We start from the raw sequence: 25,417 nt of genomic DNA, 5'->3' as shown, positions 1-25,417 counted from the left end.
TAATTCATTATTGTTTTTTGCCGACAGCTTCATAAGAAAAAGTAAATTCTCCGGATGCGCCAACAGCTGGTATCTTTTTGGATTTCTTTCCCTTTCCAGCAAACCCAACAGTGACAACTCCACCTTTCATCAAATCACCAAAGAGCAATTCGTCAGCAATGACATCCTTAATTTCCGTCTGAATGACGCGCCCCATCGGCCGTGCGCCCATGGATGCATCATGGCCAAGCTCAGCCAACCGTGCCCGAGCAGGCTCTGTCAATGTCACAAACACACGGCGGTCCTGCAACTGGTCATTCAGTTCTTTGATGAACTTATCCACGATAAGTTCCATAACAGGCGACTCAAGCGCCTTGAACGTGACAATGGAATCCAACCTATTACGAAATTCAGGACTGAACAGCTTCTCCAACGCCTTCATGGCACCGCCCTGACGGTCGGCCCCTTCATTGCGCTTGAAACCGATAGCCCCTTTAGCCATTTCCCGCGCACCAGCATTGGAAGTCATCAGCAGGATGACATGCCGGAAATCTGCCTTGCGGCCATTGTTATCTGTCAGCGTGGCATAATCCATCACCTGAAGAAGAATATTAAAAACATCCGGGTGCGCCTTTTCAATTTCATCAAACAAGACGACACAATGCGGCTTTTTACGCACACCTTCAGTCAACAGCCCACCCTGATCAAACCCAACATAGCCTGGAGGCGCACCGATGAGACGAGCCACAGCATGCTTTTCCATGTATTCGGACATATCAAAACGCAGAAAACTGATACCGAGTACATCCGCCAACTGACGGGCCAGTTCGGTCTTGCCAACACCCGTAGGACCGGTCAGCAGAAAGCTACCCACAGGACGGCCTGGCTGTCGCATGCCCGCACGGGAACGCTTGATGGACTGAGACAAGGCTGAAACAGCCTCGTCCTGACCAAAGACCACACTCTTCAAATCAGTTTCGAGACTCTGAAGCCGTGCACGATCAGACACCGTCAAACGACGAGCCGGAATCCGAGCCATACGCGCCACGACCTTTTCAATATCCGCTACTGTTATACGGTCACCCTTCCGAGTGCGAGAAGACAACTTATACAACGCACCAGCCTCATCCATTACATCAATGGCCTTATCGGGCAAAAAACGATCCGTAATATGCCGCTCGGACAATTCGGCTGCCGTTTTCAAAGCAAAGTGCGTATAATTGACCCCGTGAAATTCCTCGTAATGAGGCTTCAACCCTTTAAGAATAGCGATGGTCTCTTCCACTGTTGGTTCGGCAATCTCGATCTTCTGGAACCGACGCGACAAAGCGCGGTCCTTTTCAAAATGATTCTTGTATTCCTCAAACGTTGTGGAACCGATACACCGGATTTCACCAGATTGCAGAAGCGGCTTCAAAATATTGGACGCGTCCATGCTGCCGCCGCTGACAGACCCTGCGCCGACAATGGTATGAATCTCATCCACGAACAGAACGGCTTCCTTGTTGAGCTTGAGTTCCGCCAGTACACCCTTCAACCGCGCTTCAAAATCACCGCGGTACTTGGTTCCTGCCAGCAGAGACCCCATGTCCAAACTGTAGACTTCCGCATTCAGAAATTCCTTGGGAACTTTGCCTTCAACGATCATCAAGGCCAAGCCCTCGGCCATGGCAGTCTTACCGACACCGGGATCACCCACAAAGATAGGGTTATTCTTACGACGACGAGCCAAAACTTGGACTGTACGTTCAAGTTCCGGGGCACGACCGATAAGAGGATCAATAAGACCTTCGGCCGCCCGATCAGTCAAATTCACCGTATATTCCTTGAGCGGACTCTTCTTTTCACCGGGCCGGGCTTCAAGTGGATCAGACTGAGCGCCCAAGTCGTCACCCATATCATTCCAATCATCACCCGTGGACATGCCGTGAGATATGATTTCCAAAATATCAAGGCGGGAAACATCATGGGTACGCAGGAAGTAGACGGCGTATGAATCTTCTTCGTCAAACATGGCCGCAAGGACATCCCCGACTTCAACAGTGGTTTTGCCCGATGCCTTTTTCTGCCACACAGCCCTTTGCAGGACGCGGCGTACACCCAAAGTCTGAATGACCTCAGATTCTGTTCCTTCAGGCAGGGCTTCCATGTTCTCCAAGAAAAACCTACCAAGTTGATCCCTGAGGCGTTCCATTTCAGCACCGCAAGCTTCCAGGATTTCTTCACCCTGATCCTCGATGGAAATGGCATACAGCAGGTGCTCCAACGTCAAGAATTCATGATTCCTACGCTTCACTTCGTTGACCGCTGAGGTCAATGCACTCTCAAGTTCCTTGCTGAGCATCGTCATATCTATTCACCTTCCATACTGCACTTAAGCGGAAAACCTGCGCTTTTCGCCAGCCTGTGCACCAAATCGACCTTGGTTTCGGCCACTTCGGCAGTGTAAGTGCCGCAAACTCCGTACCCTTTATTGTGGACGGAAAGCATGATGGCCGTGGCTTGCGCTTCGTTTCGACGAAATACGCGAACCAAAATCTCGACCACGAAGTCCATGGTCGTATAATCATCATTATGCAACAGGACCTTATACTTCCGAGGCTCCCTGACTTCATGTTCGTCAAGAAGTTCAGTTTCAAAACGGTCACCGGTAAAAGGGTCGCTCATAGGTCATTGACTCCAAAAACTCTTTGTTCCTTAACTAGCAATATAAATTCCTTTTCACCGACTGTCGAGGGGGGAATCTCATTCTTTGTCGAGTTCAGCCAGCAATCGGGTGCGAAAAGGCTCTTCAAAAACAAAATTTTCATTCGGGGCAAGTCCTCTGTCCCGACGATCAGACAAATTCAATGCGTGATACGTCTCCGTTGTCGTTACATGCCCACCCAAGCCAATTGCCTGAGCACAGGCCGGTACAGACACGTCGGTTCCTTCAATTTCCACAAAATATCCAAAAGGCATTTGATCAAGACAAATTATACAATCCATAAAATGCCACTTTTCCCGAACTTTTTCATACGAAAAAAACACCTTGAAACCAAGAGTCTCCAAAGCTGTCTTCATGACATTCAAATCTCCGACAGAAGTTTCAATCTCGTCGGAAACCTTGAGAACCGATGGAATATATTCCTCTGGCGGACGCTTGACGGTCAAAATAGCTTTTCCCTGTTTTTCCCGAAGTCTGAGCAAAACGGACTTCGCTTTCAAGGACCTATCCGGATAATCAAAAACCAGATTAGATTCAAAATACCGTCCTGAATGCGTCCCGCCAGCTTCTTGCAGTCTGCAACGTATTGCGTCCAGATCCACGCTAAGGTATTTTAATTCGCACTCAAGTGCCATTGGCTTTCTCCCATTGAGTTGCTATACAAGCAACAAGGATATCGGAATGTTTACAAAATTACTCTATCTTTCTCTCGGAGGAGCAGCCGGAACCATGTCCCGCTACTGGCTGTCTGGCGTAGCCCAACGCCTGGCTGGCGGTTCATTCCCACTCGGGACGTTCGCCGTCAACGCACTAGGCTGTCTCTTATTCGGCGCGGTCTGGGGATTTTTCGAGAACCGTATGCTCCCCGGAAGCGAAGTCCGACTTCTCGTACTGACCGGCTTTATGGGGGCATTCACCACTTTTTCCACCTACATGTTCGAGACTGCTGAATTGGTCAAATACGGCCAAATGCTCACTGCCCTGCTCAACGTGGTTGGTCAAAGCATCGTAGGACTCGTACTCGTTCTTACAGGCATAGCCCTTGGTCGCCTACTCTAACGCTTCACTCTGGAGGTCACTATGAAACTGCTTGAAAAGGCTGAACGAATTAGAATCTACATCGGTGAGGATGACAAGCACAAAGGGACTCCTCTTGCTGAAGCCATCGTCAAAGAAGCCAGAAGACTTGGTCTGGCCGGGGCCACAGTCTTTCGTGGCATGAGCGGATTCGGAGCCAACAGCCGTATTCACACCACCAAAATTCTTCGCCTGTCCGAAGACTTACCCGTGGTAGTGGAAATTGTGGAACATCCTGATCGCTTGGATCTCCTACTCGAAAAACTTGACGACATGATGGGGGAAGGAATGGTCACACGTGAACCCGTGAATGTCATTGCCTACCGCCATTCCAAAAACTGACACCCCCACAGAAAAAATTCTGCGAGGGCGTTTCATACTCACTTAAAGAAGATAAACGCTAGCCGCATGCACGGACGATCTCTCCTGCTATACGAGTCAGTGAAAGCACCTTTTGTGCGCCTCCCAATTTGATAGCCTCCTGCGGCATACCAAAGACCACACAACTAGCTTCGTCCTGGGCAATGGTATACGCCCCGGCCTCACTCAATTCTTTCATTCCTTTTGCACCATCGTCACCCATACCGGTCATGATGGCTGCAACCACGTTGCTCCCGCCATACCGTGCACCTGATCGAAAAAGTACATCAACAGAGGGACGATGCCGAGAAACCAAAGGGCCATCCTTGACTTCAACATAATAGCGGCTACCGCTTCGCTTGAGCAGCATATGCTTGTCACCCGGAGCGATTAGAGCCTGTCCACGTACTACAGGATCACCGTCCTCGGCTTCCTTGATGTTGATCTGACATATGGAATTCAATCGATTGGCAAAAGCCTTGGTAAAATGTTCGGGCATATGCTGCACAATGGCAATGGGAGGACAATCGACGGGTTGAGCCTCCAAAAAGACCTTGAGGGCTTCCGTCCCACCGGTTGAAGCTCCAACCAAACATATCTTTTCCGTTGCGGACAGATTTTTCACTGTCCCCTTGGGAATAACGGCATCAGCTGAAAGCTTCGGACTCACTCTGATGGCCGGAGCTTTCTTGATCGCCTTTGGCCGAGCCATGGCTGCTGCCTTGACTTTGTCGATAAGACGAATACTCGACTCTTCCAAAAACTTCTTAGTGCCGACTTTGGGCTTGGTGATAATTTCAACGGCACCGTATTCAAGTGCCTTAAGCGCATTATCAGTCCCCTTATCCGCAACTGAAGAGCAAATCACCACTGGGACCGGGTGCTGCTTCATGAGCTTTTTCAAGAAAGTCAGACCATCCATCCGCGGCATCTCAATATCGAGAGTAATCACGTCAGGAATTTCTTTTTTCATCCGCTCAGCGGCAACATAGGGATCGATAGCCGTTCCCATGATTTCAATCTGCGGATCAGAAGAAAGAATATCTTCCAAGGTTTGCCTGACAACAGCAGAGTCATCGACAATCAACACACGAATCTTACGCATTTTCTACCCTCATAAAAACTCAAACAACCTACTTGGACTCGGCAACAACACGTCGGACCAAGCCAGGAACATCCAATATCAGTGCAATGGAGCCATCTCCTTTGATTGTTGCGCCAGAAATACCTTCTACGTCTTTGTATACACGACCAAGGCTTTTAATAACAGTCTGATGTTCACCTATGACAGTGTCTACGACAATACCAACACGACTTCCCTCTACACCAGTAATGACAATTTGCTCAATAGGAGGGTTGTCGCCTTCGACATCAAACCAATCGCGGATATGAATATAGGGAACGATTTCACCCCTAAGGTGCAATATACGCTGTCCAGAATCGCTTTCTTCCACCTGAGCCCGCGTCAATTCAACACATTCTTCCACGAGAGACAGCGGAATGACATAAAATTCATTTTCTACCTGAACCTGTAAGCCATCGATGATTGCCAAAGTCAACGGTAATCTAATGATGAGAGAGGTACCAATGCCGGGTTTTGAATCGATATCAATGGTCCCACGCAAAGAATCAATAGCCCGCTTCACCACATCCATCCCCACACCACGACCAGAAACGTTGGTCACTTCCTGAGCCGTCGAAAAACCGGGTTCAAAAATGAGCTTGAGCAATTCTTTTTCGGTCAACTCCGCATCCTTGGAAATCAGCCCGCGCTCAATCCCTTTCTTGCGGATCATATCGCTGCTCATTCCCTTACCGTCGTCAGTAATACGAATGAGCACTTCTCCACCGGAATGCTCAGCAGCAAGCGTGATCGTACCCTGAGGCGGTTTGCCCTGAGCTTCTCGAACGTCAGGTAACTCGATGCCATGATCAATGCTATTTCGGAGCAGATGGACCAAAGGATCACCCAAACGCTCAATGACCGTCTTATCCAACTCAGTCTCGGCTCCACTGGTGGACAAGCCTATCTGTTTGCCGAGATCAGCAGATAAATCGCGCACCAACCGCCTGAACTTACTGAATGATGTTCCGATAGGAAGCATGCGGATTCCAAGAGTGGAATCCCGTAATTCATCACTCAATCGCTCTAATTCCTCGGCCAGCAGCGTCAGAGTAGGATCACTCCGCTCACTGATAACCTGAGATATCTGCGCCTGAACAATGACCAATTCACCCACAAGGTCCACGAGGTAATCCAATTTGTCAGCAGCCACACGAATACTAGACATCGCCTCTTGCCGCTTCTTATGGACTTCCCGCTCCTTGACTTCTCCCTGACGCTTGATTGCCTTGTTGACTGCTGCCTTGGAGACCTTACCTTCCTCAGCAAGAATCTGCCCCAAAGGCCTGTCATTCTTAGTCTTCTGTTTCTCCAAAGCGGCATGAATATCTTCTTGACTCAGATCGCCGTTCTCCACGAGAATTTCACCGATTTTGGGAACAGCATCGGGTTCAGAGTCATCACCCGTAAAAGAAACCGTATTTGAAGCCAGTGAGGATGCTGGCGGTACTGGAGGTGAGACAACTATTTCGGGCTCCTTCTCTTCAGAAAGAATGGAGCCGGATTCGCTCACCTCAACCGACACATTGGCATTCAGAAAGAAAAAGACATCTTCCACATTGTCCTTGTCAACTTCGGTTGCCAAGAGGAGTTCCCATCCTGCACCGGTATCAACATGCTTGGACTTGACGGACAATTCGCCCAAACGGTCCAATTCCTCAAAAAAAGTCTCGACAGACTCGACGTCTACTTCGCCTTCACCATCAGGCTTCAGAAGAATTGTAAATTTTTTCAGACTATGAGACTCATCCTCTGACTCATCGGTCTCTGGTTCCTCAGGAACCGACTCGGCTTCTTCGCTTTCTTCAACAGCTTCATCACTCGAACTCGCGACGAAATCTTTCAACCCCTGAAGGATTGCTTCCATATTTTCCGTATCCACAGGCCCTTCGTCGTCAGCATCAAGCATGCTCCTGATGTGATCCCGGGATTGAAGAGACAATCCACACAAAACAGACGTCGCTTCAATGTCGCCATTTCTGACCATATCAAAAATCGTCTCAACCTCATGCGTAAATCCGGCGATATCATCGAATCCAAACATGGATCCAGAGCCTTTAATCGTATGCAAGGCACGGAAAATCTGGTTCACCAGATCCATATCATCTGGAGTCTCTTCGAGCTCCAGCAATGCACCTTCCAACTCACGCAAAAGGTCGTATGCTTCCTCTTTGAATATCTGCCTGTTCAGATCATCTGACATCCGGCACTCTCCTGAAATCACGTCGATATATGAAAATTCACTATCAAATTCGAAGTCCGTAACTTCTATTTTCTTACTCTATATCACTCACGAAAAACCGAATAGCCCATTATAATCTTTTCAAAAAGACATTCTTGATCACACTTTGCCAAGAAATGATATTTCTGCCCGAGCCGTTTCCTCGTCAAAAGGCTTTATAACGACATTCACTTTCTCGCCTTTAAATTGCGCCGAACCAAGAAGTATCCCTTCAAAATAATGAAACAGCCCACGACCAGAACGATAATTCATAAACAATATGTCGCCCTTGTCCTCATAGGTGAATTTGGGAGGTTTAATCCCTGGCTGAGTCTTGGTCAACTGCGAATGAACATCATTCATACGTAAATAAAAATCTTTCAACGACTCATCACGAAAATGCCCCGGGTACATTTTATTAAACTGCTCAACAGAAAACTTACCAAGGCCAAGGAAGAAATCACGAGACTTAACCCCAACGGACTTCGAAACGAATTCTGCCATTTGCATAAGAACCTGATCTGGATAACTTTCCGTAGATAAAAACACAGGATTGCCCATTGATTTCAGCATACCGGCATGCAACGACTCACCATATTCTCGCAAGACATACTTTTGGGCTATCAGGGGAAGAACTCCCTTCATCTCGCTTTCAGACTCTCGCAAAGCCATATCACCATCACCATCTCTAAATTCCTGCGATACGCTCAAGAGATCGCGAGCCAATTCTGCCATATCCCGAGTTGCATTGGCCGCCTGCCCCGCTGCTTCATCTGCATCCTCAGCGATAACCGCAATTTCCTCGACACTGTGCATAACTTCTTCAGCCGCTGCGGACTGTTGTTCGGCTGCCGTGGCAATTTCAGCTACACGCTCAACCATATCTTGAATACTCACCATGATCTGCTGCAACGTCTCACCAGCCTTGTTGGAAAGATCCGTACTTTCGGCCACCTGTTTTGCCGTTGCGCGCATGGATGTCGTTGCTTTTTGAGACCGAGTCTGAATCATTCCAATGGCTGATTCCACTTCACGAGTTGCATCCATGGTCTTTTCTGCCAACTTGCGAACTTCATCTGCCACTACAGCAAATCCTCGTCCCGCCTCTCCTGCTCGAGCAGCCTCAATAGCCGCGTTCAAAGCAAGTAAATTCGTTTGATCTGCAATATCATTAATAACACTGATAATTTGTCCAATTTCACCGGCCTGCATATTCAACTTGCCGACTTCCTGCTCAAGCTCAACAGCCTCATTTGACACTTGATTAATAGCCACCACAGCTTTGTCCACCATGGCAACACCCTCAGTCGCGGATGTATTAGCTTCATCTGCGGCCCCTCTAGTCGCAGTGGCATTCCTCGCGACTTCAATCACGGTTTCGGTCATATTCTCCATGGACAGGGCCACGGCAGAAGTTTGCTTGCGTTGCTTCTGCGCCCCTTGCGCCTGATCGTCAGCGGAAGCGGACAATAACTCCGTAGCAGACGCCACATGTTCAGCTAAACTGCTGATCCGTTCGCCCGCCTGAGTCATACGCTTCTGTTGCTGCTGAATCTTTCGATGATTTTCCACCTGCTCGGTCATATCAATAAACGATGTAGCCGCACCGACAATGACTCCCTCTCGATCATGAATAAAACTAATGAAAAGCTGAACCGAAATTTCTCTTTTATCCCACAAAACCAAATCAACGCTATCCACTCGCGGTTTACCAAGCTTAAGCGCCTTCTCGGTCAAAGAAACACCATTTTGACTGTACAGCGCCTGACTGACAGTCTTGCCGACCACCTGTTCAGCTCTTTTTCTGACCATCTCCAACATAGCCTGAGAAGCAAGGATAATTCTGCCATCAGAATCACACACAAGAGCCGGACTTCCGAGCTCATGGAAAGCTCCTTCAAAAAAATCAGCCTGCTTTTGAACAGCACACATGGCCTCCGCGCACTGCCCCAAAGCCCCACCAAATTCTCCTGCAATATCAGCGTCAAGAAGACGACAGTTCACAATTTCTTCAAGGACTCCCTTCATCCGTTTCCGATACTTGGAATGCATAAATCCTACAAGACTGGTAATAGCCAAAACGCAAAGGACACCGATACCATATGCCAACCATCCACCGATAGCTGTTGCGGCCGCGAATATGCCACATAAGGCAACACCACAAATTATCATCCCCACGGGTCCGATAAACATCGGTCAAACTCCCTTTACGAATTGAATCAAACGGAATGCATGAAAACAACATGAATTACCATATGATGAGTACAATTAATCAAGCCTAAAAGCAAACACCTGTAAAAAAAAACGCCGCAAGCAAAAGCTTGCGGCGTCACAAATGGAATCATGAAAAGTTACTCAAATTATCAACCGGACTTATTACGCAACATACGAATGGCACGACGTTCGCGATACCGCCTGATGACGAACAAAGAAATAAAATATGTAGCGATTGTGGCCGGAATACCAAAAGCCAATCCGCCTATAAACATGACGGCAAAGACTTTCCACCCGGCGGCAATCAACTGGGTCATTTCCAAATGTTGAGGATCAAAAACAATATTATCGAACGGAGCTACCGTACTCCCTACAATAAAAAGGAAATAGTAAAAAGGTACCATAGTCGCAGCGTTCGAATAACAAGTCGCGAGCCATGCAGCCAACTTGTTGACTCGCATGGCAAAAGCCAAGGCAATGACAACCACGGATTGAAACGGGATGATAGGCATAGCACCAATAAACATCCCAAGAGCACAGGCCGCAGCCAAATTCTTCGGCGACGAATTCTGACGCATTAAACGAAGACACCAATACCGTATCCACCGTTTGCTACCAGTCCACCAGTCTCTATTACTTTTTTTATCGCGAGGGGTATGACGACTCAGGTCACTCAAGAGTTACTCCAACACATCAAAACGTGAAAATTTCATAACAAATCCTGCCCTGCCTTGCGTGGCGGATCGAAGGTCAGTGGAAAATCCAAACAGCTTGCCCAATGGCGCGAGTCCCTGAACTACCTTTTGCCCATTTCGATCTATCATATTCTCGATCTTGGCACCTTTGGACCCGAGCAAACCGACCACATCACCAACAAAATCTTCAGGCACACTGATCTCTACCCACATGATAGGTTCCATCAACCTCGGCGTTGCCTGCTCAAGGGCCTCCTTGAGGGCCATAGCGGCAGCCATACGGTAACCCACGGGGCTGGATTCTCCATCCCGCCGCTTCATACCAAAAACTCTAACCCGGACATCCTGAACCGGATACCCACGGATGACACCACTTTGCAGACTGTCAGAGATACCGTCTTCCACAGCCTCAAGCCACGCAGCAGGCCATTCTGCGATGTCGACTTCCATAGAGATCTGTTGACCTTTATCCCGACCCATGGGCTCCACGGCTAAATCAACCGCGCCATAATGAACAACCTCGCCTAATTCGCGGTTGAATTCACCAGTCCCCTTACCTTTGCCGGTCACAGTTTCCTGATAAACCACCTGCGGCTTACCGACTCTGGGTTCGAGTTTATACTCACGTTTCAGCCGTTCCTGAATAACTTCCAAATGAAGTTCACCCATACCGGACAAAACAATCTGCCCCGTATCTTCATCACGTTTCAACTCAAGAGTCGGGTCTTCCAACAAATATTTATCCAAAACTTCATCGAGCTTATCCCCTTCTTCGGAATTGCGCGGCTCAATGGCCAAAGAGATAACCGGTTTGTAATCAGTAATCTGCTCCAAAAGAATAGGGGCTTCTTTGGTTGCCAGCGTGTCGCCAGTCCTCGCAAATTTCATCCCAGCGGCAGCCACCATATCCCCGGCATACGCACTCTCAATCTTTTCCTTGCGTCCAGCATGCAACCGGAACAGACGGGCCACCCTTTCAGGCTGATCCTGTGTCACGTTATAAACGGTATCACCAGCGCTTATCTTACCGGAATACATACGCATCATGGCAAGTTTTCGTCCAGAATCCAGAGTAACCTTAAAGACAAGGGCAGACAACGGCTCCTTATGCGAAACCTCAAAAGACTGCTTGGTCTTGTCCTTTGGATTCACTCCCTCGGCAACCGGCACTTCTAACGGGCTGGGCAAATAGTCACATACAGCGGTCAACACCGGTTGCACGCCAATATTTTTCAAAGCCGAACCAACCAGTACCGGAACGATCTTCCGAGCCAACGTCGCCTTTCTCAAAGCCGCACGAATCTGTGAAGCTGGGACATCCTCACCCGACAGATACAGCTCTAGAATTTCCTCGTCTTCATCAGCAGCGACCTCAATAAGTTTTTCACGCCACGGAGAGAGTCGATCCACCTCGTCTTCAGTCAAATCTCGAGAAGAAAAATTTACACCCTTGGTGTCTTGATCGAATTCAAGCCGTTGCATGCTCACCAGATCATAAACACCGGTGAAATCCTGCCCGGCTCCATCAGGATATTGAATGGCCAACGGATTTGTTCCGAGTTTCTGAACCATGGAGTCAAGCACGGCATCAAAATCAGCACCCAATCTGTCCATTTTATTAACAAAAGCAAGTTTTGGGACTGAATAGGATTCAGACTGCCGCCAAACCGTTTCAGACTGCGGCTCCACACCACTCACACCACAAAAAACACCAACGGCACCATCCAAAACTCGCAACGAGCGCTCCACCTCAATGGTGAAATCCACATGCCCTGGTGTATCAATGATATTGATCATGCACGGATCCCATTGACAGGAAGTCACCGCCGAAGTGATGGTAATACCGCGTTCCTGCTCTTCAGGCATGTAGTCCATGGTCGCCGTGCCTTCATGAACTTCACCAATACGGTGTATCTTTCCTGAATAATAAAGAATTCGCTCTGTCAGCGTTGTTTTTCCCGCATCAATATGCGCAATGATACCAATATTGCGAAGGTTGCCGAGCACCTTCGCCGAGGGGGCGTTGCTCTTGCTCACGTTCAGGCTCCAATGGTCCAGGCAGTCCGATGAAAATGAAATTGTTCAGGACGAAGATCAGGCCAAATCCAACAGCCTTCGTGTCCGGGGCTGAGCACAATTCGAGATTGTGTCAACGCATCGTTCACTCGAGATAAAGGAACGAAGACAGCATCCCCGGCTGTAACCAAAAATGTTTGAAAATCGTCTCCGTCATACGAAAACTTATCTGAAGAGAAAAGAGTATGTGTTCCATGGACAGCACAGGAAACATCCGGTTGTGCAAAAGCAAGAGCTTCAAGGTCCACAGGCTGAGAATCATCCATCCAAACAGAAATTTTACCATCAAAAACAGGTGAATAGATTCCAACGGCACTTGTCTTTGCTAATCTAGCATCAACTTCTTCTGCTCCGACTCCCAAATCAATCACGAGGCCGGAAGCTGTACTGGAAGACAAATCCGTCAAAAGCTGGCAGGCTTGATCAGCCGTCATATCAACAGCTAAATCTTGTCCTGCCAATTCAAGGGCTGTGAGTAAAGAAGACGGCCATGGGCTGTCGCCAACCCGCACCACCAATACATTACGCACACCACGAGCAAGTGCAGGAACTAATCCAGCAAGCAATCTCGCTGGAGATTCCAATGTTGCATCACAAAGAACGACACAAAATTCCACTGGCTGAAAAGCGTGAATAGAATCAAACCCACCACGCCAAGTGCTTTCAATCCGTCCGCCACATTCTTTGCCACCGCCATACCAATCATACAACCTGGCTATACAGGTCTTTATCAAGGCACGATGTCGAGCTGGAGTTTCCTGATAAGCGCGTGCAAAAAAGGTGTCGCTCACAACGACTTCGTTGATTTGATGCGGGAATTCAAACACCGATTTCTGCATAGGGAAAAGCCTCCCTCGACCGTCTTTAGGAATTACAGCCACTTCTTGATCCACCGCAGCCAGCTTCCCTGAATGCGTTGGCGTTCCTCCTCGGACAGAGTCTTTTGATACTCAAAATACGAGTACTCGGCGCGCTTAATGGCATAGTCTCGCAAGTCTGCGATATCAGAGAAATTCTCCACCACATATTGATAACGATGCCAAGCCGGACCATATTGTTCCGTCCGCCAAAAGAAATCGGCCATATAGACTTCATGCTCCGCCAAAATCCTGCGACTCTTGACGATCAAGTGTTTGGCTTGCTCCGCGTATTGAGACTTGGGATATGTCTCTGCCAACCGATACAGATATTCCAATGATTCCTTGATATTCTCCTGACGGCGATCAATGGATTTAAACATACTGATGTTGGCATTGGCAATCTGGTACAAAACATAGGGAATATTATCATTGCTTGGATGCAACGCTTCGAATTCCTTATATGACTCCAAAGCCAAGAGATACTCTTCATCAAGATAGTAGGCATCGCCCAAAGCCAATTCACCCTTCAAAGCAAAAGGACTAAAAGGGAATCTGTCCTTGAGCTTGGAGAAGTAATCCTGAGCATCGCCATAATCTTTCTCTTTCAAGGCTTCCACACCCGCTTCATACAATTCTTGGGCAGTATCCTCGGGAGGAGGAAGGAAATAACTGTCGATCCACACACACCCTGTCAGGGACATGAAAACGACAAGAACGACAGGAACCAATAAACGACGCATACGGACTCCTAATCGCCCAACTGCTCAAGATAAGTAAATGCTGCGGTAGCTGCGGTGGCTCCATCGCCAACAGCGGAAGCAACCTGACGGCACATCTTGGCGCGAATATCTCCAGCGGCAAAAACGCCAGGAACATTGGTCCGCATCTCAACGTCCGTGACAACGCCATTGGACTCTTTCGCGACATCATCAGGAACATAATCCATGATGGGTTCAAAACCGATGAAAATAAACGTACCGTCGAGCTTGAGTTGAGAAGTCTCGTCTGTGGAAACGTTCCTTAAAGCCAATGTTTCAAGGTCATCCGCACCTTGAATTTCATCGATCACGGTATTGCGAATGATCTCAATCTTCTCATGCGTAAAGCACTTGTCCTGATAGCACTGCAAACCACGGAAATCTTCACGACGATGAATGAGATAAACCTTATTCACCAGTCGAGCCAAATACAACGCTTCTTCCAAAGCTGAATTGCCACCGCCTACGACAGCGACATCGCGATCACGGAAGAAATTACCATCGCATAAGGCACAATAGGAAACGCCACGACCAAGCAATCGTTCTTCACCGGGAACACCCAATTTACGATAGCGTGACCCTGTAGCCAGGATGATGGTTTTTGTCTGAACCTCTTCATCGCCGACAGAAATGGTGTGGACGGAATTACCTATGGTAATACTCCGAACTTCGTCACTGATACGATCGAGTTCATACTCATCCAGATGAGCAGCGAACTTGTCAGCCAACTCCCACCCCTGAAGCCCCTTGGGGAACCCCGGATAATTCTCAATCTCAGCAGTCATCAAAACCTGTCCACCAGGAGACAACTTTTCGATCATGAGGACTTTTACACCAGCCCGCAAAAGATAAAGGGCAGCCGTCATTCCTGCCGGGCCGCCCCCTATGACTACGGCGTCATAAGATTTCATATATTACAGAGCCTTCTTGGTAATCATTTCCTTGATGCTGCTCTTGGAGACTGCACCAGTGCTCTGGTCGACAACTTCGCCGTCCTTGAACAGAATCAAGGTCGGAATAGCACGAATGCCATATTTGCCGGGAGTAGCGGAATTCTCGTCCACATTCATCTTGACGATTTTAATCTGACCTTCAAATTCCTCGGCCAATTCATCAATCACGGGACCCATTGCACGACAAGGGCCACACCAGGGAGCCCAAAAATCAATAAGGACAGGGACATCACTCTGCAAGACATCCTGTTCGAAACTACCGTCGGTAATCTGATTCGCCATGGAATTCTCCTTTTTTTCTCGGCTTATGGCCGTCATATACAATTATCACCGGTATACCGGTTGCGATGGCTCATCGCAATTGTTCTCACAATTTATTTAAAATAGGTCCCCATGTACACTACTGTCAAGAAGGACACTGCAAAAATATCTCTATCTGTCCGTTCATTCTTTGAAAATAATCCAATCCTGCGGGACAACATGGCCTCGGGGAATGGCCTCCAACTCCAAAGAATGCGAATACCCTACCCTAGCAAGCTGCCACCCGGCAAAAGCGATCATCGCACCATTATCGGTACATAAGCCCAGATCCGGCAAGGTCAACCGCAAACCATGATTCTCGGCAACCCCCTTCATGGTCTCACGGACCACGGAATTGGCTGCAACTCCACCGGCTACGATCAAACTCTTTGTCGGTCCGACACGTTTTAACGCCCGCTCAACCTTAATCTTAAGCGTCTGAGCCACACTCCAATTGAATGAGGCGCACACTCGTGCCAGATCTACACGCCGTTCGCCGGTCAATGCGGCGATGGCGTCAGGGTCAGCCATTTTCTCAAATACGAGTTCTGGCCTGATCGCTACGTAATTAGCGACTGCCGTTTTCAAACCACTGAAACTGAAATCAAGCGAATCATTTTCAATGTATGGCCGTGGAAACAGCTTGGTATCCGGCTCTGCCTCACGACCCAAATCGTCAACAAAACGACCGCCAGGATACGGAAAATTAAAAAGTTTTGCGACCTTGTCAAAGGCCTCACCTGCGGCATCATCCAATGTCCTGCCGAGCAATTCGAACTCGACCGGCGAATTGATCCGATATGTATGGGTATGTCCACCGGACACAAGAAGGCCCAATGCCGGAAATTCTATTTCTCCATCCAACCCAGGAGCCAACAGATGAGCCCAAAGATGATTAACCCCGATCAGCGATGCCCCAGTAGATAGACAAAGAGCTTTAGCAAAACTCACGCCAACAAGCAGGCTGCCGAGCAATCCGGGCCCACGAGCTACGGCCACGGTATCGATCTCATCTGGTCGGATTCCGATTTCCGCCATTAATTCACGGAAAAGACGCGGCAGAACGCGCAGATGTTCCCGTGAAGCGATTTCAGGGACGACACCGCCAAACAAGGCATGCGTGTCAATCTGGGTCGCAAGTTTTTCACCCAGCAACCGTCCATCCTCCACAAGAGCAACAGCAGTTTCGTCGCAGGAAGTCTCAATACCAAGGGTCAACATTACTTATTTTTTTTCCTCTGGGCTTCGGAAACAAAGATATCCTGAACAATCTGGACGTCATTGCGAGAGCCACAGAAAAAAGGAACACGCTGATGCAAGTGTTCTGGATCAATGTCCATAATACGGTTCACACCGTCAATGGACATACCGCCAGCCTGTTCAACGAGAAAAGACATAGGATTACATTCACAGGTGAGCCGCAGCTTGCCCGTGGGTTTCTTCGGATCACGCAAATCTGCGGGATACATGAAGATACCACCGTAGAGTAGATTTCGATGAAAATCCGCCACCAGAGAACCGATGTATCGACCGCTGTACGGTTTTCGAAGCGCATTCTTGGGTGACTTGAAATAAGCCAATGCCTTTTTGGTCGCACGATCCCAATAGCGTTCATACCCCTCGTTGACTGAATAGATCTTACCCTGCTCAGGAATACGAATATTCGGATGCGATAAAATGAATTCACCAACACTGGGATCGAGGGTAAATCCATGCACACCATCGCCGCAGGTAAACACCAGCATGGTCGATGAACCATACAAAATGTACCCGGCTGCAACCTGTTCACTCCCCTTTTGCAAAACATCCTCAGACATAAGGGTTGCGTCAGGGCTACTTTTCCGTTTAAAAATCGAAAAGATGGTGCCAATGTTGACGTTAACATCAATATTGGACGATCCATCCAAGGGGTCAAAAATGATAATATAATCACCCCGAGGCAATGATTCCGGTACTTCAATTATATCTGCATTTTCTTCGGAGGCCATGGCACACAATACGCCAGAACGGGCCAGTCGATGAATAAGGATTCTATTGGCGTACTCGTCGAGCTTCTTAACCTCTTCACCCTGAACATTCACGGCCCCGGTGAAGCCGAGGACATCGACCAATCCGGCCTTGTTCACGGCTCTTGAGATGATCTTGGCTGACAAGACAAGTTCATTGAACAGGCGAGTAAACTGGCCTGTAGCTCCCGGCACCATTTTCTGATGCAGGAGAATATGTTCGGTAACAGTAACCTGCTGTGGCATTCTCTCTATCCTTTCTACCCGACGACTATCTAAAATAGCCACCAGGAACCTTCCGCATTGGGGTCGGCACTTTGGGTGGCATACACATACTGATCTTCACCCACGTATCTGGTCAGCCAAGTGTAATACCTGTTGCCAACCTTGATCTGCCCTTCAACTTTATTCTTGAGAATCTCTTCCCATTCCACAGCCAATATGGCTTCTTCATCCACATCAGCACCAAGGGACCAAATGCCCTTGCCGGGATGTATAATAATCAACTCTTTGGGGTCAGGACTCAGACGTAACAAACTTCTGGGATCGAATCCAACGCCAATAAGCCCTCTAAAAGTCACGTCCTCGAAATAAGGACGCCCAATGTACAACTCAGCTCCAAGATCTGAATAATCAACGACAGTCAACAGTTTGATCTTGCGCCACACCCCTTCAAAAACCAACGGTTTGGTGATCTTCTTCACGGGCAATTCCGGCTGCATTAACATGATTGTACCCTCTTCGTCGGTGACAATCACTCTGTTAACCCACGGGAAACGAGCCCGCAACAAATCAAGCCAATCGATACCCGGTAACGTGTCTGTATTATCCACATAACGGATCAACGACGTCAAAGGACCATCAACTGGAGAAATGAGTTTTGCCAGTTTCTCCTGATTCGGATTGGAGAACTGGTAACTATCTGTGTCGATTTCCGGTGGCGGATCTACAAAATCCCGGGTGGTTTCCCATGAATCTTTAGTATACTTCGCAGTGGAATCCCACATGCTGCATCCGCCGAGCACCATGAGTGCGGCAATCAGGCTCAAAAATAAATATTTCATATGTCCACTTTTCGTGAATGGACGACTCAAGCCGCTGTTGCGGCATGAACCATGTTCCGTTCAGCTTCGGTTAACCCTGTACTCTGGCTTCAAAACGAGAGGCCAGTGTTTCCAGAGTGCTGATCAGGCGATTCTTTGCATGGACGCTAAAAGCGTCAGTCTGTTCCGCCTCGGGAGCGGCATTATTCTCCGCCCCGTTCTCCAAATGCACGATCCGTTCCTTGAGTTCGGTACGTCGCTCGTCGGACATGGTTGATTGCAACAATTCGCGATAGATTTCAAGTGCGCCGGACACGTCTCCTTGAGATGCGAGAAGATCAGCCATGGTTTTCGTCCGAAAAGCCCCTGCGCCAGGCCTAAACTCTGGCTCAGGCTCACCAAAAGCAGACTCTTCCCCGCTCTCAATCACAGGCATGACAGGAGATGGAGAATCACACGGCGGGGGCAATGGCGCACCCACCAATCTCTCGGCCAAAGTACCGATACCTTCAAACACGACATCAGTCCATTTGATGGTATCACCAGAGATGTTGGATGCAACCAACATAAGAAACACCGATAAATCGCGCTGTTCCGCAGGCAGGCTCCGTGCCCAACCTCGCCAGAAGGCTGGATAATCCCTGAGAGGGTTGATAACTCGCTGCAACTGGTCATGGACCTCAGCCTCACGCTCCAACTCAGTCAAAAGTTCAACCAGAAGCATCCGTGCTTCAAGATAATCAGGATGCTTGTCCAACCCTTGGCGCAGGGTTTTAACAGCATCCTCGGGCATCCCGTTTTCAACGAAAAGTTTCGCCAAGGGGAAAAACACCCTTGAACCGGGTTCCAACGAAAGAACTTCTTGATACCACTCAATTTTCTCGCTCATCTGTTCCTTCTCCGCCGGGTTTGCCTTTCTCATCCGGGAAAATATATAACAGTTCGTCCTTTTTCACAAAATTCATCCGCTCACGAACGACTTTTTCTTGGTATCCCTTGTCCGACTTGAGCTTACGAATCTCTTGGCTCAAATCAAGGCTCTTACCGTCAACGTCATCAAGCTTCTGCTGCAAAGAATCATAGCGGCCCTTAAGCTCCAGGTACGCAAAAATCCCCTGATCGCTCCATATCAATCTCCCCAATAAAAAAAGATTGATTATCAGGAGCAAAGTAACAAGTACAATTCGACCACGCATACAGTTTACTGAAGCCTTCGCTTCTCTTTTTTCCGAGCCTTTTTCCGCGCCAAAGGTCCTTCAAGTTCCCTCAGGAAATTGGCTGTGGCAATTTCAATCCGCTCCACATCTGACTCGCTCAATTCGACTCTGTCTATTTTCTCCAGAAAAGACTTGAGCACGGCAAACTCATCCAAAAGAGAATGGCCATGCTCCAACTTCTCAAGCTGGGGCTCCAGATCCAAAATGGTTTGAAGGCAGTTCGTTATGCGAACAAGATGTTTCACAGAACTGGAGTCAGTCATAAAAATCTCGCGGTAGTGTTTATATCTCTTGGCTTAATAACCTTTTTTCAAAGAAATTGTACAGATACGTATTTGTTAAATTTACCATGTATCACCCCACCTGTCACCATAGATTTTATCTAACAATAATAAATGCTTAGTGGCAAGAGCGACAGGCTCTACAAGAAAAACTCTCAATTTTTTCTAGACCGCTTGTTTCACGGTATTCACTTAAAACACAAAAAAACAACGAAAAAAACCGGGCAGAAAGCATACTTTCTACCCGGTTTACAATATCTTGAGAACTTCTATTCTGCGACGTTAATCCACTTCTTATAAAAGTTGTACAGATAGTTACCGCCTGAAATCACTGTGAGTGCCAAAGCAACATACAGCAACCCCTGCCCCAAAGGACGAGGGTCCCATCCAAAAAGCGGATAGTGGAAGATGAGAAAACCGACAGCCAGAGCTTGAGTCAAAGTTTTGGCCTTGCCCAATCTATCTGCAGCTACGACCTCACCCATTTCAGCAGCAATTGCACGCATTCCTGTCACAGCCAATTCGCGACAGATAATGATAATAACCACCCATGCAGGGACACCCCACCCGTCACCGAGCTTGACCAGCATGATCAACAATGACCCGATGAGCAGTTTGTCGGCCAACGGGTCAAGGAACTTGCCCAGATTGGTTATGGTATTCTGCTCTCGCGCTATCTTTCCATCGAAATAATCCGTCATACAGGCAACGAAATAAAGTCCGAAAGCAAAATAAGACCCCAAGCGAAATTGGTACCACATCTCCAGATAGAGAAGAAATACAACAACTGGGGCCGCAAGAATGCGGGCCATGGTCAAACAATTGGGCAGATTAAAGATGTCCTTATTCATAATTCGCCTCAGGCGTGGGTTGTCGATGCCGCCTCAAAACTCTTCTGTGCGGCTTCGGCTATTGTGTCGGCCAGTTCAATAAGAGCCTTTTTCGATTGAGAATCCTCTTCCAAAAGTACAACGGGGGTACCTAGATCACCAGCAACAACGGTTGCCGGATCAAGTGGAATAGCACCAAGAAACTCAAGTCCGTATTTCTCAGCCAAATCCTTGCCGCCGCCTTTCTTAAACAGATCAATAGCTTCATGACAATGCGGACAAATAAGACCACTCATATTTTCCACAACACCAAGCACGTTAGCCTGAGCGTATTGCAGAAAATTAATCGACTTGCGCACATCAGACAACGAAACTTCCTGCGGAGTGGTTACAACCACACACAAAGCATCCGGCACAGTCTTGAGCACGGTCATAGGTTCGTCGCCAGTCCCCGGAGGGGAGTCAACGACCAAAAAGTCCAATTCGCCCCACTGTACGTCAGATACAAACTGACGGATAGCGGAAGTTTTCATGGGGCCGCGCCACAGCACTGCTTGATCAGGATCTTTAAGCAACGACTCCATGGACATGACATGCAGATTTTCGTTGTACTCTTTGGGAATCATCAATGATCCCCGGTCAATATCCAAAGTCCCGGAAATACCGAGCAGAGTCGGCACGCTCGGACCGTGAATATCAACATCCAGAAGCCCAACCTTAAATCCACGAGCAGCCAAGGCTGCTGCGACATTAACGGAAACTGAGCTTTTGCCCACTCCGCCTTTACCGCTCATGATAAACAATTTGTACTTGATCTTCTCCAGGGTGGTTTCAATCATCGCATCCTGGATTTTCAACTTGGCATTTGCCTTGTTGGCTCCACTGCAGGAGCCGGAGCTGCACTCGCTCATATCCATTCTCTCTTTATTGTATTTTGTCTTCGCCATGCGGGAAGAATCAACACTCTATCAACGCTCTCGCGAAAACCGTTCAAGGGCAAGAACAATAATAATACCGATCACAACCAATCCAATGGCAAAAAACACTTCACCATTCAAAACATCCGGTAACATATTCTGCTCTCGCAGGACATGCACCTTCCCACGAATCACAGAAGTTTCCAAGACCTCTTTCCAGGGCCACACTTTGCGCAAAGCCCCAATCATAAATCCTGTCAACACACTCACTGTGGCCGCATGCCATCTGCTCAGCAAGTAATGCAACACACGGGAAAAAAAGATAATTCCAACTCCCGCACCAGCTGCAAACACAGCCATAATCACAAAATTATCCCAGACAAACGGATTCTTGAGAGTCCGTGTGACATATTCATATTTACCCAACATCAGGAGAAGGAATGCCCCACTGATACCCGGCAAAATCATTGCACAAATGGCTATTGCCCCACACAAAAAGATAAAAGGCAACGTCTCTGGAGTCGAAACAGGAATCATGCCGACCAAAAGATAACTTCCAACTGCACCGAGAAAAATAAAACCAAAATTCACCGCATTCAACGGTTCAACCTGCCTACCCACCACAAAAATTGATGCCGTAATCAGCCCAAAAAACAACGACCATGTTTCGACAGGGTGTGTATGGAGCATCGTATTCATGAAACCGGCCATTGTAATCATGGCCGTCATGATGCCAAACAGCAGGCAAACAATGAAACGGATATGGGCTACACTCACAGCTCCGGAAATATCAAGGGAGAAAAGACGACGCACGAAATCGACGTTAAAAGAACGGATAGCGTCAACCAATTGCTCATAAATCCCGGTGATAAAAGCAATTGTCCCACCAGAAACGCCGGGAATAATGTCCGCACCGCCCATGCACACACCCTTAAGCCAAAGCAAGGCTCCGGCCTTGAGAGTCCGTGGTCCCGGACTCGTCATAAAAGCGTCTTTAATGGGTATGGAACTTTTGGACACACAGACCTCCGGCTACCAGCCGTGACTTCCCACCAGATCAACAAAGGCGACGCTTCCCATGTCCTTACGGATCACTTCACCATCACGCTTCTCGATAAGAACAAGTGTCTGGTTACGTCTGGACTCACCTACAGGAATAAGCATTCGCCCCGGTTCAGCCAATTGATCAACCAACGGTTCAGGGACTTCAGGTCCGCCAGCAGTGACAATAATTCGATCATAAGGGGCTTCATCCGGCCACCCCATGGTCCCATCGTCAAGCTTGAGCTTCACGGAAAACATACGCATATCCATAAACCGCTTGCGTGCAGCATGAAATAATTTTTTAATGCGCTCCACCGTATAAACTTCGACGCCCATCCGCCCAAGGACAGCGGCCTGATACCCAGACCCAGTGCCAATTTCGAGTACTTTCATACCCGGCTCGACCTCAAGGAGTTCTGACATCAAAGCAACAATATATGGCTGAGAAATTGTCTGCCCTTCACCTATAGGCAAAGGGCTGTCGGAATACGCCTTGTTTGCCAAAGCTTCCTCCACAAAAAGATGTCGGGGAAGCGTTGACATGGCCTCCAGCACACGTGAATCTGTCACGCCGCGAGCCTGAATTTGTTCGCGCACCATGCGCTCTCTGAGCCGTACCGGATCAACCACCAAAATCTCCTAAAATCAACAGTGCTCCATCAGTGAAAACACCTGCGGGATGCTGAACAGATTTTGACTCTCAAGTCAACAAAAGCCGCAAAAAACAGGCATAATTCAGCTCTATGTACCTTGACAGGTTTTCCGCTTTCGCTGAAAGTATATACAACAGAGGAGGAATACATGCTGAAGGTCAATGACCTTATGACATCACCGGTCTTTTCCTTGAAAGAAAGAGACTCCCTACACAATGCCCGCGAACTGATGAACCTCCAGCGCATCAGGCACATCCCCATCGTCACCGTTGATAATGGCTTCACGGGACTGATTACTCACCGTGACATCCTGTCCGCCACCATTTCCCATCTTGCAGAACTTGATCCCGAGACTCAAAGGGAAATTGATTCAGGCATACCGTTGCATGAAATAATGCGGACCGACATCACCACGATTGGACTCGACACGTCCCTCAAGGAAGCAGCTCAAATACTGCTCAACCACAAGTATGGCTGTCTACCTGTTGTCAAGAACGGCGAACTGGTCGGCATTCTTACTGAAGCGGATTTTCTACGTCTGACCATTCAACTCATGGACAGCCTGGAAGACGAAGATTAACCAAATTTGAGCCTCACGCTCATGAGCCGCATCTGTAGTGATGCGGCTTTTTCATTAAAAACGACCAATTGAAAACAATTTTCATTTTTCCATCCACCTCCCCTTGTGTCTGCTCTTTGAGTATTATAGAAATAGTCTAGATTTATTACATATAGGAAGGAACATGAGCAAAGAAACCATTCTGACTCAAAAAAAGAAAAGCGGAAAAGGGCTACCTCTAGCGCTCTTGACCATCATACTCCTCTGCACTCTAGGCGCAGGACTCTTCATGCTCTTCAGGGATACGACCGTACCGACTCTCTCCATTTCGCCGGACACAGCCGACTTGGGCAAACAAAGTACGATAACCATCAAAGCGGAAGACCCCGGCAGCGGCCTGAAATCCCTTGATGTCATCGTTATTCAAAGCGACAAACGTATTCCACTGGTTACGAAGGCCTACCCCGGCGGCATCATGCTGGCTGAAGAAGTGTTGACACTGGACAAAGGAATCATCAAAGAAGGCGAATTCACCATTGAAGTCACTGCTCGCGATGCATCCTTGTATCCTTTTGGCGATGCAGGTGTTGTCAGCGTATCAAAGACCTACTCGCTCGACTTGACCCCACCCCGCATTTTTGTCCAATCCCACACCAACAACTTGAATCAGGGCGGTTGTGGCCTCATGGTTTTTGCGCTCTCCGAAAAGGTTAAAAACACAGGTATACAGGTGGGGGAACGGTTCTTCCCTGCATATCTTCAGCCCGGCGGCAACGGGAAATTCCAGTATTATTGCCTATTCGCGCAGCCGTGGGACACCCCACCAAACAAATTCAACCCGTTCATTGTCGCTTCGGACAAAGCTGGCAACAGCGCCAAACGATCTTTTAATTATCACACCAACGCCCGTCAGTTCCGGCGTGACAAGATCAGGCTTTCAGACAATTTCATGGAACGGACCATCCCTGAATTCCAAGGACTGGTGCCCAACGAAGGCACCTTGATTGATCAATATCTCTATATCAACAACACCCTGCGCAAACAGAACCGTGCTAAACTGGTAGAACTCAGCCGCAACACAAGTCCGACCATGCTTTGGTCCGGCCCATTCAAACGGCTGCCCAATGCGGCCAACCGCGCAACCTTCGCCGATGCACGCGACTACATGTACAAAGGCAAAAAAGTCGACTTTCAGACCCACCTAGGTCTGGACCTTGCCAGTATCAAACAAGCTCCGGTCCCGGCTGGCAACGACGGCACCATCGTTTACGCCGACTTTCTGGGTATCTATGGTAATGTGGTCGTCATTGACCATGGCCTCGGACTGCAATCACTTTATGCCCACCTCAGTTCCACTGCCGTGGCAAATGGTGACTCCGTGACCAGAGGACAGATCATCGGCCACACGGGAACCACCGGTCTAGCCGGAGGCGACCACCTGCATTACGGTATCACCGTAGCGGGTATTCCAACCCAGCCATTTGAATGGTGGGACAAGAGCTGGATCCGAAACAACATATTGTCCAAAACAGAATAGCCCATAA

The 25,417-nt window shown here is 48.3% G+C and carries 26 protein-coding genes; 4 read left to right on the top strand and 22 right to left on the bottom strand.

Annotated features, from left to right (window positions below):
- Window positions 1-7: 7 nt before the first annotated feature.
- The 3 genes from clpA to SYK_RS01910 all read right to left on the bottom strand — a co-directional run bounded on the left by clpA (window position 8) and on the right by SYK_RS01910 (window position 3,321).
- Entirely contained in the window at window positions 8-2,323 is a 2,316-nt protein-coding gene (clpA, locus tag SYK_RS01920) for an ATP-dependent Clp protease ATP-binding subunit ClpA (protein WP_281763220.1), read from the bottom strand.
- A gap of 8 nt (window positions 2,324-2,331) precedes the next feature.
- The gene (locus SYK_RS01915; RefSeq protein ID WP_281761935.1) at window positions 2,332-2,646 is read right to left on the bottom strand and encodes an ATP-dependent Clp protease adaptor ClpS; all 315 of its coding nucleotides are present in this window, start codon (window positions 2,644-2,646) and stop codon (window positions 2,332-2,334) included.
- 78 nt (window positions 2,647-2,724) lie between these two features.
- Window positions 2,725-3,321 carry a class IV adenylate cyclase gene (locus SYK_RS01910; RefSeq protein ID WP_281761934.1) on the bottom strand — a complete coding sequence of 199 codons (597 nt, stop codon included), beginning with the start codon at window positions 3,319-3,321 and terminating at the stop codon, window positions 2,725-2,727.
- A 46-nt stretch (window positions 3,322-3,367) separates the two neighbouring features.
- On the opposite strand from SYK_RS01910, the gene crcB reads away from it, so the two are divergent.
- Window positions 3,368-3,745 (top strand): fluoride efflux transporter CrcB, encoded by a 378-nt coding sequence (gene crcB, locus SYK_RS01905; protein ID WP_281761933.1) that lies wholly within the window; start codon window positions 3,368-3,370, stop codon window positions 3,743-3,745.
- A 21-nt stretch (window positions 3,746-3,766) separates the two neighbouring features.
- The gene (locus tag SYK_RS01900; RefSeq protein WP_281761932.1) at window positions 3,767-4,105 is read left to right on the top strand and encodes a DUF190 domain-containing protein; all 339 of its coding nucleotides are present in this window, start codon (window positions 3,767-3,769) and stop codon (window positions 4,103-4,105) included.
- Window positions 4,106-4,163: 58 nt separating this feature from the next.
- On the opposite strand, the gene SYK_RS01895 is transcribed toward SYK_RS01900, so the two are convergent.
- From SYK_RS01895 to SYK_RS01805, 19 genes are all read right to left on the bottom strand, one after another.
- Entirely contained in the window at window positions 4,164-5,228 is a 1,065-nt protein-coding gene (locus SYK_RS01895) for a protein-glutamate methylesterase/protein-glutamine glutaminase (RefSeq protein WP_281761931.1), read from the bottom strand.
- A gap of 28 nt (window positions 5,229-5,256) precedes the next feature.
- Complete coding sequence (locus SYK_RS01890) at window positions 5,257-7,449, bottom strand: chemotaxis protein CheA (RefSeq protein WP_281761930.1); 2,193 nt, start codon at window positions 7,447-7,449, stop codon at window positions 5,257-5,259.
- Between the two features lie 138 nt (window positions 7,450-7,587).
- Window positions 7,588-9,660 carry a methyl-accepting chemotaxis protein gene (locus SYK_RS01885; RefSeq protein WP_281761929.1) on the bottom strand — a complete coding sequence of 691 codons (2,073 nt, stop codon included), beginning with the start codon at window positions 9,658-9,660 and terminating at the stop codon, window positions 7,588-7,590.
- Window positions 9,661-9,830: 170 nt separating this feature from the next.
- Window positions 9,831-10,358, bottom strand: coding sequence for a DUF2062 domain-containing protein (locus SYK_RS01880; RefSeq protein WP_281761928.1), 528 nt, complete (start codon window positions 10,356-10,358; stop codon window positions 9,831-9,833).
- Between the two features lie 3 nt (window positions 10,359-10,361).
- A complete protein-coding gene (gene fusA, locus SYK_RS01875) occupies window positions 10,362-12,413 on the bottom strand; it encodes an elongation factor G (protein ID WP_281761927.1) in 2,052 nt (683 codons plus the stop codon).
- A 2-nt stretch (window positions 12,414-12,415) separates the two neighbouring features.
- Window positions 12,416-13,291 (bottom strand): hypothetical protein, encoded by an 876-nt coding sequence (locus SYK_RS01870; protein WP_281761926.1) that lies wholly within the window; start codon window positions 13,289-13,291, stop codon window positions 12,416-12,418.
- 32 nt (window positions 13,292-13,323) lie between these two features.
- Entirely contained in the window at window positions 13,324-14,052 is a 729-nt protein-coding gene (locus SYK_RS01865) for an outer membrane protein assembly factor BamD (RefSeq protein ID WP_281761925.1), read from the bottom strand.
- 8 nt (window positions 14,053-14,060) lie between these two features.
- Entirely contained in the window at window positions 14,061-14,981 is a 921-nt protein-coding gene (gene trxB, locus SYK_RS01860) for a thioredoxin-disulfide reductase (protein ID WP_281761924.1), read from the bottom strand.
- 3 nt (window positions 14,982-14,984) lie between these two features.
- Window positions 14,985-15,305 carry a thioredoxin gene (trxA, locus tag SYK_RS01855; RefSeq protein ID WP_281761923.1) on the bottom strand — a complete coding sequence of 107 codons (321 nt, stop codon included), beginning with the start codon at window positions 15,303-15,305 and terminating at the stop codon, window positions 14,985-14,987.
- A gap of 162 nt (window positions 15,306-15,467) precedes the next feature.
- Window positions 15,468-16,544 (bottom strand): tRNA (adenosine(37)-N6)-threonylcarbamoyltransferase complex transferase subunit TsaD, encoded by a 1,077-nt coding sequence (gene tsaD, locus SYK_RS01850; RefSeq protein ID WP_281761922.1) that lies wholly within the window; start codon window positions 16,542-16,544, stop codon window positions 15,468-15,470.
- Window positions 16,544-17,575 (bottom strand): class 1 fructose-bisphosphatase, encoded by a 1,032-nt coding sequence (gene fbp, locus SYK_RS01845; protein ID WP_281761921.1) that lies wholly within the window; start codon window positions 17,573-17,575, stop codon window positions 16,544-16,546. The genes tsaD and fbp overlap by 1 nt, the downstream gene beginning before the upstream one ends.
- Window positions 17,576-17,604: 29 nt before the next feature.
- The gene (locus SYK_RS01840; protein ID WP_281761920.1) at window positions 17,605-18,393 is read right to left on the bottom strand and encodes a hypothetical protein; all 789 of its coding nucleotides are present in this window, start codon (window positions 18,391-18,393) and stop codon (window positions 17,605-17,607) included.
- Window positions 18,394-18,463: 70 nt separating this feature from the next.
- The gene (locus SYK_RS01835) at window positions 18,464-19,261 is read right to left on the bottom strand and encodes a tetratricopeptide repeat protein (RefSeq protein ID WP_281761919.1); all 798 of its coding nucleotides are present in this window, start codon (window positions 19,259-19,261) and stop codon (window positions 18,464-18,466) included.
- The gene (locus tag SYK_RS01830; protein ID WP_281761918.1) at window positions 19,245-19,568 is read right to left on the bottom strand and encodes an FtsB family cell division protein; all 324 of its coding nucleotides are present in this window, start codon (window positions 19,566-19,568) and stop codon (window positions 19,245-19,247) included. Before SYK_RS01830 ends, SYK_RS01835 begins: the two co-directional genes overlap by 17 nt.
- A gap of 5 nt (window positions 19,569-19,573) precedes the next feature.
- Entirely contained in the window at window positions 19,574-19,852 is a 279-nt protein-coding gene (locus tag SYK_RS01825; protein ID WP_281761917.1) for a hypothetical protein, read from the bottom strand.
- 287 nt (window positions 19,853-20,139) lie between these two features.
- The gene (gene pgsA / locus SYK_RS01820) at window positions 20,140-20,721 is read right to left on the bottom strand and encodes a CDP-diacylglycerol--glycerol-3-phosphate 3-phosphatidyltransferase (protein ID WP_281761916.1); all 582 of its coding nucleotides are present in this window, start codon (window positions 20,719-20,721) and stop codon (window positions 20,140-20,142) included.
- Window positions 20,722-20,729: 8 nt separating this feature from the next.
- Window positions 20,730-21,611, bottom strand: a complete 882-nt coding sequence (locus SYK_RS01815) for an Mrp/NBP35 family ATP-binding protein (RefSeq protein ID WP_281763219.1) — start codon at window positions 21,609-21,611, stop codon at window positions 20,730-20,732.
- 57 nt (window positions 21,612-21,668) lie between these two features.
- Window positions 21,669-22,637, bottom strand: a complete 969-nt coding sequence (locus tag SYK_RS01810) for a DUF368 domain-containing protein (RefSeq protein ID WP_281761915.1) — start codon at window positions 22,635-22,637, stop codon at window positions 21,669-21,671.
- 12 nt (window positions 22,638-22,649) lie between these two features.
- On the bottom strand, window positions 22,650-23,294 hold the full coding sequence (locus tag SYK_RS01805) for a protein-L-isoaspartate(D-aspartate) O-methyltransferase (RefSeq protein WP_281761914.1): 645 nt from the start codon (window positions 23,292-23,294) through the stop codon (window positions 22,650-22,652).
- A 168-nt stretch (window positions 23,295-23,462) separates the two neighbouring features.
- Here SYK_RS01805 and SYK_RS01800 point away from each other — a divergent pair, with 168 nt between their 5' ends.
- Complete coding sequence (locus tag SYK_RS01800; RefSeq protein WP_281761913.1) at window positions 23,463-23,894, top strand: CBS domain-containing protein; 432 nt, start codon at window positions 23,463-23,465, stop codon at window positions 23,892-23,894.
- Between the two features lie 163 nt (window positions 23,895-24,057).
- A complete protein-coding gene (locus SYK_RS01795) occupies window positions 24,058-25,410 on the top strand; it encodes a M23 family metallopeptidase (RefSeq protein WP_281761912.1) in 1,353 nt (450 codons plus the stop codon).
- Window positions 25,411-25,417: the final 7 nt, after the last annotated feature.

This window comes from Pseudodesulfovibrio nedwellii, assembly GCF_027923765.1.
Taxonomy (GTDB): Bacteria; Desulfobacterota; Desulfovibrionia; order Desulfovibrionales; family Desulfovibrionaceae; genus Pseudodesulfovibrio; species Pseudodesulfovibrio nedwellii.
Note: the sequence above shows the minus strand (reverse complement) of the source record. Positions and strands in the feature narration are given on the sequence as shown.